General features: G+C 58.3%; 10 protein-coding genes. 4 read left to right on the forward strand and 6 right to left on the reverse strand.

All coding sequences use genetic code 11. From position 1 onward, the window contains the following. Positions 1-25: 25 nt before the first annotated feature. Positions 26-457: a ferric iron uptake transcriptional regulator gene (fur, locus tag OKC28_RS18520; RefSeq protein WP_021137910.1), complete on the reverse strand. Its 432-nt coding sequence runs from the start codon at positions 455-457 to the stop codon at positions 26-28. A gap of 244 nt (positions 458-701) precedes the next feature. Here fur and OKC28_RS18525 point away from each other — a divergent pair, with 244 nt between their 5' ends. Beyond that, on the forward strand, positions 702-1,175 hold the full coding sequence (locus OKC28_RS18525; protein WP_005309695.1) for a DUF4442 domain-containing protein: 474 nt from the start codon (positions 702-704) through the stop codon (positions 1,173-1,175). 71 nt (positions 1,176-1,246) lie between these two features. On the opposite strand, the gene fldA is transcribed toward OKC28_RS18525, so the two are convergent. The 4 genes from fldA to OKC28_RS18545 are packed head-to-tail and all read right to left on the reverse strand — an operon-like array spanning position 1,247 to position 3,169. Continuing rightward, entirely contained in the window at positions 1,247-1,771 is a 525-nt protein-coding gene (fldA, locus tag OKC28_RS18530; RefSeq protein ID WP_017412672.1) for a flavodoxin FldA, read from the reverse strand. Positions 1,772-1,810: 39 nt separating this feature from the next. Further along, the gene (gene ybfE, locus OKC28_RS18535; RefSeq protein ID WP_005309699.1) at positions 1,811-2,107 is read right to left on the reverse strand and encodes a LexA regulated protein; all 297 of its coding nucleotides are present in this window, start codon (positions 2,105-2,107) and stop codon (positions 1,811-1,813) included. A 20-nt stretch (positions 2,108-2,127) separates the two neighbouring features. Beyond that, entirely contained in the window at positions 2,128-2,349 is a 222-nt protein-coding gene (locus OKC28_RS18540) for a DUF2788 domain-containing protein (RefSeq protein ID WP_005309702.1), read from the reverse strand. Between the two features lie 55 nt (positions 2,350-2,404). Beyond that, a complete protein-coding gene (locus tag OKC28_RS18545) occupies positions 2,405-3,169 on the reverse strand; it encodes an alpha/beta fold hydrolase (RefSeq protein WP_270690809.1) in 765 nt (254 codons plus the stop codon). A gap of 288 nt (positions 3,170-3,457) precedes the next feature. Between OKC28_RS18545 and seqA the strand changes: the two genes are divergently transcribed. Both seqA and pgm read left to right on the forward strand, forming a co-directional pair. Continuing rightward, positions 3,458-3,967 carry a replication initiation negative regulator SeqA gene (seqA, locus tag OKC28_RS18550; protein ID WP_270690786.1) on the forward strand — a complete coding sequence of 170 codons (510 nt, stop codon included), beginning with the start codon at positions 3,458-3,460 and terminating at the stop codon, positions 3,965-3,967. Between the two features lie 57 nt (positions 3,968-4,024). Continuing rightward, complete coding sequence (gene pgm / locus OKC28_RS18555; RefSeq protein WP_270690787.1) at positions 4,025-5,674, forward strand: phosphoglucomutase (alpha-D-glucose-1,6-bisphosphate-dependent); 1,650 nt, start codon at positions 4,025-4,027, stop codon at positions 5,672-5,674. 110 nt (positions 5,675-5,784) lie between these two features. Here the strand turns inward: pgm and OKC28_RS18560 are convergent, their stop codons facing one another. Next, the gene (locus tag OKC28_RS18560) at positions 5,785-6,663 is read right to left on the reverse strand and encodes a DMT family transporter (RefSeq protein ID WP_270690803.1); all 879 of its coding nucleotides are present in this window, start codon (positions 6,661-6,663) and stop codon (positions 5,785-5,787) included. Between the two features lie 94 nt (positions 6,664-6,757). Between OKC28_RS18560 and OKC28_RS18565 the strand changes: the two genes are divergently transcribed. Then, positions 6,758-7,240, forward strand: coding sequence for a MarR family winged helix-turn-helix transcriptional regulator (locus OKC28_RS18565; RefSeq protein ID WP_058395023.1), 483 nt, complete (start codon positions 6,758-6,760; stop codon positions 7,238-7,240). Positions 7,241-7,335 lie beyond the last annotated feature (95 nt).

Raw genomic sequence — 7,335 nt, forward strand, 5'->3', positions numbered from 1 at the left:
CTTTTTTATTGACCGGTGCAAGCGTCTATGAATCTTCGTGCTTGCAGTCGCCATTGGCGCAGTGGCCGTACAGATAGAGGCTGTGATTGGTCAGGCGAATGTTGTGATGCTTGGCGATATCGCGTTGGCGCTGCTCGATCACCTCATCGGAAAACTCGATCACCTTGCCACAATCGAGGCAGACCAGGTGGTCGTGGTGTTCCTGGGTGGCCAGCTCGAATACCGACTTGCCACCTTCGAAGTGGTGACGGGTAACAATACCGGCATCATCAAACTGGTTGAGAACGCGATATACGGTAGCGAGACCAATCTCTTCACCCTGGTCGATCAGTCGTTTGTACAGATCTTCCGCACTGGTGTGCTGGCAATCCGGCTGTTGCAGGATTTCCAGAATTTTGACGCGGGGCAAGGTGATCTTGAGCCCGGCCTTTTTTAACGCTTGGTTGTTGTCTGCCATATTCTACTTATTCGCATTCTCGAAGGTGTGGTTATTCTGATTGACTGCCGCTGGAATGGCAACCACGAACTCGCTTGGCCTGTCATTATAGGTCGTAGCCAACCTAAAAATAAACCCAGTAATTCAAGGGCTTTAGCGCAAAGTCCGCCATCTGGCCGAATTGATCAAATCCTGTCGCCGGCTTGCTCAGCGGACGAATGTTGATAAGATGTAACCTTCTTCATTGTCTGGTCGGATGAGATCCATGGATTGGCTTTTTGACAACGCGGCCTGGGTGCGGCGCGCCCTCAACGCCTGGCCTCCCTTCTGGGGCGCCGGCATCAAGATAGAAACCCTGAGTGATGACTTCCGTTTTTGCCGGGTGACGTTGAAGTCACGCTGGTGGAACAAGAACGCCAACCGGACCCAGTTTGGCGGCAGCATGTTTGCGATGACGGATCCCATCTATCCGCTGATGCTGATGGGGTACTTCAAGAACCGCTATTACGTCTGGGACAAGGCGGGCAGCATCAACTACATCAAGCCGGGCAAAGGTAAGCTGGTGGCCGAGTTCAACCTGACCGACGGCAAGCTGGCGTCCATAGTGGCCGCGACCGAGGGGGGCAACAAGCACTTCCCCGAGTTCGAGGTCACGGTGCAGGACAAGAGTGGCGAGCTGGTGGCACAGGTCAAACGCACCCTCTATGTGCGTGCCAAACCCGAGCACAGAGGTGGCTGAAAAGATCGGATCGCAAAAACAACAAGGGCCCCGTCGGGGCCCTTGTTGTCAGAGGTAGCTGGCTTGCCGGATCACTCCAGCTCGGCCAGGCACATCTCTTCATGCAGCTGCTTGCACCAGCCCTTGACGCGCTCGGCGGTCAGTTCCGGCTGGCGATCTTCGTCGATACCCAGACCCACGAAGTGCTTGTCATCCACCACAGCCTTGGAGGCTTCAAACTCGTAACCGGCGGTTGGCCAGTTGCCGATGATGATGGCGCCTTTGGCTTCGACGATGTCACGCAGTGTGCCCATGGCGTCGAGGAAGTACTCGGCATAGTCTTCCTGATCGCCGCATCCGAAGATGGCAACCAGCTTGTTGGTGAAGTCGATCTCTTCCAGCTCGGGGAAGAAGTCATCCCAATCGGCTTGGGCTTCGCCGTAATACCAAGTCGGGATACCGAACATCAGCAGATCGAAGCTGTCGATGTCGGCCTTGCTGCTCTTGGCAATGTCACGGACTTCAATCAGTTGTTTGCCCAGTTCTTTCTGGATCATCTTGGCGACAGCTTCGGTATTACCGGTATCGCTGCCGAAAAACAGACCTACACTAGCCATAGTGTTTAGTTACCCGTATCTGGTGTTAATGCTTAACGGTCAGATTGCGATGCCTGCTGCGAAAGCAGACTCAATCTGTTGCTTCAGGATAGATTGGATCAGCTCGGCTCGGCTGACGTTCTGTTGTAACGCAAGTTGGTTCAGGCGCTCCAGCAACTCGGCCTCCACCTTTAACTCGACCCGTTTCAGGCCGTTCTCGCGATCGCGCTTAAGCTGGTTGCGCTTGTTGATCTTGAGTTGGGTCTCACGGGGGAGTGGATTGGTCTTTGGCCTGCCGGGGCGCTTCTCATTTGCGAACAGATCCAGTGTTGTTCGATCAGTTTGCTGTTTGGCCATACATCACAGATGAAAATAAGTTAGCCGATCCCTGAGCCTTCCCAGCCCAATTCGATCAGCCCCTTGGCGACAAAACCCGCGCAACCCAGACAGAGTACCAACCAGACGATGACTCGACCAAAACGGGGCACGTTGCCGCGTTTGAGTACGTCGTGAATGGCCAGGCCAATCAATATGAAAATGGCCAGCAAGAATAACTTCAGGCCCAGACTCTCAATCAGATCGATATGTTCACTTAGCATGGATTGCGCACACTCCTTATGACGGGCGCACTATATCACAAAGGATTTGAAACTGTTAACCGCCTGTCGACAGGAAATCCACAACCAATTTGTTGAACAAAACCGGCTTTTCGGCGTGCAGCCAGTGGCCTGTTCCGGCGATGACGCGCGCCTTTGCTGCCGGAAATTGTGCCATCACAGTGTCGGTATATTGGGGCTGCATATAGTCCGAATCGCCGCCCTTGATAAAGAGTGTCGGCCCTTCGAATCGATGCTGGTTGTCGGGCCAGCCCATGATGTTGGCGTAATTGTGCTCAAGGGCCGGTACGTTGAAGCGCCAGCCCCAACCGGACTCTCCCTTGGCGAAGGATTTGAGCAGGAACTGGCGTACGCCGGCGATCTCGATGTGCTCGGCCAAAATGGCCTCTGCCTCGCTGCGGCTCTGCACTGGCTGGTTCAGGGTGGCGTTGAGACCGGCGAACACATTCTGATGGCGGGAGTGGGGATAGGCGACAGGGGCTATGTCGGCCACCACCAGCCTGGCAACCCGGGCGGGAGCCTGCTTGGCCAGTTGCATGGCGACCTTGCCGCCCATGGAGTGACCGACCAGAGATACCTGATCCAGTGCCAGGGCATCGAGCAGGGCGAGCACGTCGGCAGCCTGCTGGGGATAGCTCATCTCGTCGCTGTGGAACGAGGCGCCGTGGTTGCGCAGATCCACGCTGATGACGCGATAGTGTTCGCTCAGGGCGCGTGCCAGCAGCCCCAGGTTGTCCAGGCTGCCGAACAGGCCGTGGATCAGCACAACGGCCGGGCCCTGGCCCTGTTCCTTGAAGTTCAATAATGGGTTTTGTTGCAAAATGACACCTTGTCGGTCGTGGGCTTTTTTGCCTGATTTTTAACACACTGAAAGAAAAGGATTTCATTCCTTGAGGGTCATTTTTTTGTGGTTTTTTTTCAAAAAAATGACGCCGGATGCGCTATCAGTGCGGAGGATCACACACTTGGCCCCGTATTATGCCGTATTCTCGATGAGATTCATGCACATCTGCCAGCCCTTGGCTTGGGCTGCCGGGTTTGCCTATGTATAATCGCCGCATCCGAATTTCGACGAGTCCAGCGCATCCCTATGAAAACCATCGAGCTTGATGACGATCTCTACTTCTATATCGCCAGCCAGACCCGGCACATTGGTGAGAGTGCCTCCGATATCCTGCGCCGTCTGCTGGAACAGCCCACGGACATAACAGTGCCGGTTGCCGAGCCTGTGGACCTCCCCCAGCCGAGCGTCGCCACCGATGCCATGGGGCTGCAGGCCCTGCTCGACTCTGGCGAGCTGCAAAAAGAAGAGAAGTCCATCAACCGCTTCATGCAGGTGCTCAGTACCCTCTATCGGGATAATCCGGTCGGGTTTACCCAGGCCACCGAAATCAAGGGGCGCAAGCGCGTCTATTTCTCGCGGGATCCCGAGGCACTGCGTGCCAGCGGCAGCACCACCAAGCCCAAGCCTGTGCCGGATACCCCGTTCTGGGTGATCAGCAATACCAATACCAGTCGCAAGCAGAACATGGTGGCCCAGATGATGGCCAGCATGGGCTACGACGAGGCGCTGATTGCCCAGGTAAGCAGCGCGATTTAACGGTTCATCAAGTTCAGGCCTTGCCCGGCAAGGCCGCCATCAAGCAAGGATAACGCCATGGCTCAGCATTCCCACGCCGGTCAGCCGGCTCGTTTAAGTGACCTGACCAACATTCCCCGTCTAGTCAGTGCCTACTACCTCAACAAGCCTGACATGAGCCGCCCCGAGCAGCGGGTGGCCTTCGGCACCTCTGGCCACCGTGGCAGTGCCTTGCACAATGCCTTTACCGAATCTCACATCCTGGCGGTAACCCAGGCGCTGGTGGAGTATCGCCAGCAGGCCGGCATCACGGGCCCGCTGTTTGTCGGCATAGATACCCATGCCCTGTCTGAATCCGCCTTTGCCAGCGCAGTCGAAGTGCTGGCGGCCAACGGCGTCGAGACTCGCATTCAGGCTGGTATGGGCTTCACGCCGACGCCGGTCATCTCTCACGCCATCCTGCGCCACAACGCTTGTAAACCCGCTGCGCGCGCTGACGGTGTGGTGATCACCCCGTCCCACAATCCGCCGGAAGATGGCGGCTTCAAGTACAACCCGCCCCACGGTGGCCCCGCCGAAGGGGAGATCACCAAGTGGGTGGAAGACAGGGCCAACGCCATTCTGGAAGCGGGTCTGGCCGGCGTGAAACGGATGCCGTTTAGCGATGCCCTCAAGAGCCCCTTCGTGGTTGAGCACGACTATGTCGCCCCCTATGTGGACGACCTGAAAAACGTGCTGGATCTGGATGCCATCAGAGAGGCCGGTATCAAGATTGGTGTGGATCCGCTGGGCGGCTCAGGCGTCGCCTACTGGGACGTCATCGCCAAGACCTATGGTCTGAACATCGAGGTGGTCAACTATCGTGTCGACCCAACCTTCTCCTTCATGACCCTGGATAAAGACGGCAAGATCCGGATGGATTGCTCCAGCCCGTTTGCCATGGCGGGCCTGATTGCCCTCAAGGACAAGTTCGACATCGCCCTTGGCAACGACCCTGACTACGACCGTCACGGCATCGTCACCAAGGTGGGTCTGATGAACCCGAACCACTATCTGGCGGTGGCGATCCAGTATCTGTTTACCCATCGCACCGGCTGGCCCAAAGCGGCTGCCGTCGGCAAGACGCTCGTCTCCTCTTCGATGATCGACCGGGTTGCCGGCGAGATTGGCCGTACCCTGAAAGAGGTGCCGGTCGGCTTCAAGTGGTTCGTGGATGGCCTCTACAGCGGCGAGTTTGGTTTTGGTGGTGAGGAGAGCGCAGGCGCCTCCTTCCTGCGTAAAGACGGCACCGTCTGGACCACCGACAAGGATGGCTTCATTCTGGCGCTGCTGGCGGCCGAAATTCTGGCTGTCACCGGCAAGGATCCTCAGGCCCACTATGATGCGCTGGAAGCCAAGTTTGGCCGCTCCAGCTACCGCCGTATCGACGCCCCTGCCAACAGCGCCCAGAAAGCGGTGCTCTCCAAGCTGGATCCTGCACTGGTCGAAGCCTCTACCCTGGCCGGTGAGCCCATCATTGCCAAGCTGACCCGCGCGCCGGGCAACGATGCCGCCATCGGTGGCCTCAAGGTGGTGACCGAGAACGGCTGGTTCGCGGCGCGTCCCTCCGGTACCGAGTCCATCTACAAGATCTACATGGAGAGCTTCAAGGGCGAGGCACACCTGGATCTGATCCAGCAAGAAGCCCAGCAGATTGTCTCTGCTGCGCTGGCCAAGGCAGGCGTCTGACCCATACCGTTGGCGGGCTGAATTGAACATCGGATAGATAGCAAGAGGAGCCACAGCGGCTCCTCTTTTTTATGGTTCTTTTTCTCGGTTCAGGGTTTCCCTGCTCGGACTCAGGCCTTGTCATCTGTGATCGCCGCCCTGCGGGCTTGCCAGCGCTTGAAGAAGGAGCGCGCCGGCAGCTTCATCAGAAACAGGGAGAGCAGGATCACCCCTATGCCGAGCCACTGCCGGCCATCCAGGGTTTCACCGACCATCAGCACACCCAGGGAGACCGCCACCATGGGGTTTGTGAGGGCCAGCATGCCCATTACCTCGGGGCCATGACGCTTGAGCCCCCACAACCAGGCCCAGTAGGCCAGTGCCGTGTTGAGCAAAATGAGCCAGACAAGCCCGGGTGCTGCAGCTGATTGGGGCAGTGGTATGGGACCGGCCAGCCACCAGGCGAGCGGGATCAGCATCAGGCCGCCGAGCAGCAGTTGCCAGGCGGTGAGGGCCAGCAGATCGCTCACCGGCCAGCGCTGCATCCAGCGGCTGGATTGGCCGATCAGCAGGGTTGCCAGCAGGGCGCATGTCACGCCTATGGGATCCAGATTGGCGGAGGGATTGAGCAGCAGCAAGACACCGGCGAGCCCCATCAGCCCCAGCAGCAACCACTTCAGGGTTGGCCGCGTGCCATCCTGCAACCAGGCCAGCAGCATGAGAACCAGCGGCAGTGTGGCCCCGAGCGTGCCTGCCACTGCCCCCGGTAGCCGGAAGGCGGCTACAAACAGCAGGGCAAAGAAGGCGGCTATGTTGCAAAACGCCAGCAGGAACTGCTTGCCCCAGGGCAGGGGCGGTAGACGCGGATGCAGCAACAACAGGAGCAGCCCGGCCGGCAGCGCCCGCCACACGGCCACCCAGTAGGGGGAGTAGTCAGTCAGGTAGAGGCTGACGACGGCATAGGTACTGCCCCATAGCAGGGGGGCCAGCAAGGCAATCAGCAGTGGCATGGCTTATCTCTTTATAAAGTATCTTTTTGTGAAGATAACTTAGTCTCAAATTGGTTTACTATCAAGTATCTCGATAAAAAGATAAGTGACCAAGATGGACAGCGATCATGTAGATATGCTGCTGGCCCAGTGGGCCCGGCAAAGACCGGATCTCGACTGCTCTCCCATGGGGGTGCTGGGTCGGGTGGCGCGGATGGCGGCGATCGCCGGCCGCGAGGTGAGCGAAGAGCTCAAGACGTGCGGCCTGCTGGGCAGCGACTTCGATATTCTGGCGACCCTGCGCCGGGCCGGTGAACCGCTGACGCCGACCGCGCTCTATCAGGCTGCCATGTTGAGCTCCGGGGCCATGACGGCACGGCTCGACAAGCTGGCAGAGCGTGGCCTGATCGAGCGACAGGCGGCGCCGAGCGACAGGCGCAGCCTGCTGGTCTGCCTGACTGCGTCTGGGCGCGAACTGGTCGATCGGGCCGTCGAGCGGCATGTGGCGAACGAGCGGCGTTTGCTGGCGCCACTGACCGAGGCTGAACAGGCTCAGTTGGCTGCCCTGCTCAAACGCTGGTTGCTGGAAAACGAATAATAAAAACGGGCCCGCGGGGCTAATGCCGATCAGTTAAGGATCCATTGACCGATCCTGCTGATGTGTAAAAATCCGAAACCTGTTGATTTGGTTTC

Origin of the sequence: Aeromonas sp. D3, from assembly GCF_027705025.1 — a bacterium.
GTDB lineage: Bacteria > Pseudomonadota > Gammaproteobacteria > Enterobacterales > Aeromonadaceae > Aeromonas > Aeromonas salmonicida.

Coding starts and splice junctions, on each gene's coding strand:
- OKC28_RS18540 (WP_005309702.1), bottom strand. CDS start 2,349: ATGCTAAGTGAACATATCGATCTGATTGAGAGTCTGGGCCTGAAGTTA.
- fur (WP_021137910.1), bottom strand. CDS start 457: ATGGCAGACAACAACCAAGCGTTAAAAAAGGCCGGGCTCAAGATCACC.
- ybfE (WP_005309699.1), bottom strand. CDS start 2,107: ATGGCCAAACAGCAAACTGATCGAACAACACTGGATCTGTTCGCAAAT.
- seqA (WP_270690786.1), top strand. CDS start 3,458: ATGAAAACCATCGAGCTTGATGACGATCTCTACTTCTATATCGCCAGC.
- fldA (WP_017412672.1), bottom strand. CDS start 1,771: ATGGCTAGTGTAGGTCTGTTTTTCGGCAGCGATACCGGTAATACCGAA.
- OKC28_RS18525 (WP_005309695.1), top strand. CDS start 702: ATGGATTGGCTTTTTGACAACGCGGCCTGGGTGCGGCGCGCCCTCAAC.
- OKC28_RS18560 (WP_270690803.1), bottom strand. CDS start 6,663: ATGCCACTGCTGATTGCCTTGCTGGCCCCCCTGCTATGGGGCAGTACC.
- OKC28_RS18565 (WP_058395023.1), top strand. CDS start 6,758: ATGGACAGCGATCATGTAGATATGCTGCTGGCCCAGTGGGCCCGGCAA.
- pgm (WP_270690787.1), top strand. CDS start 4,025: ATGGCTCAGCATTCCCACGCCGGTCAGCCGGCTCGTTTAAGTGACCTG.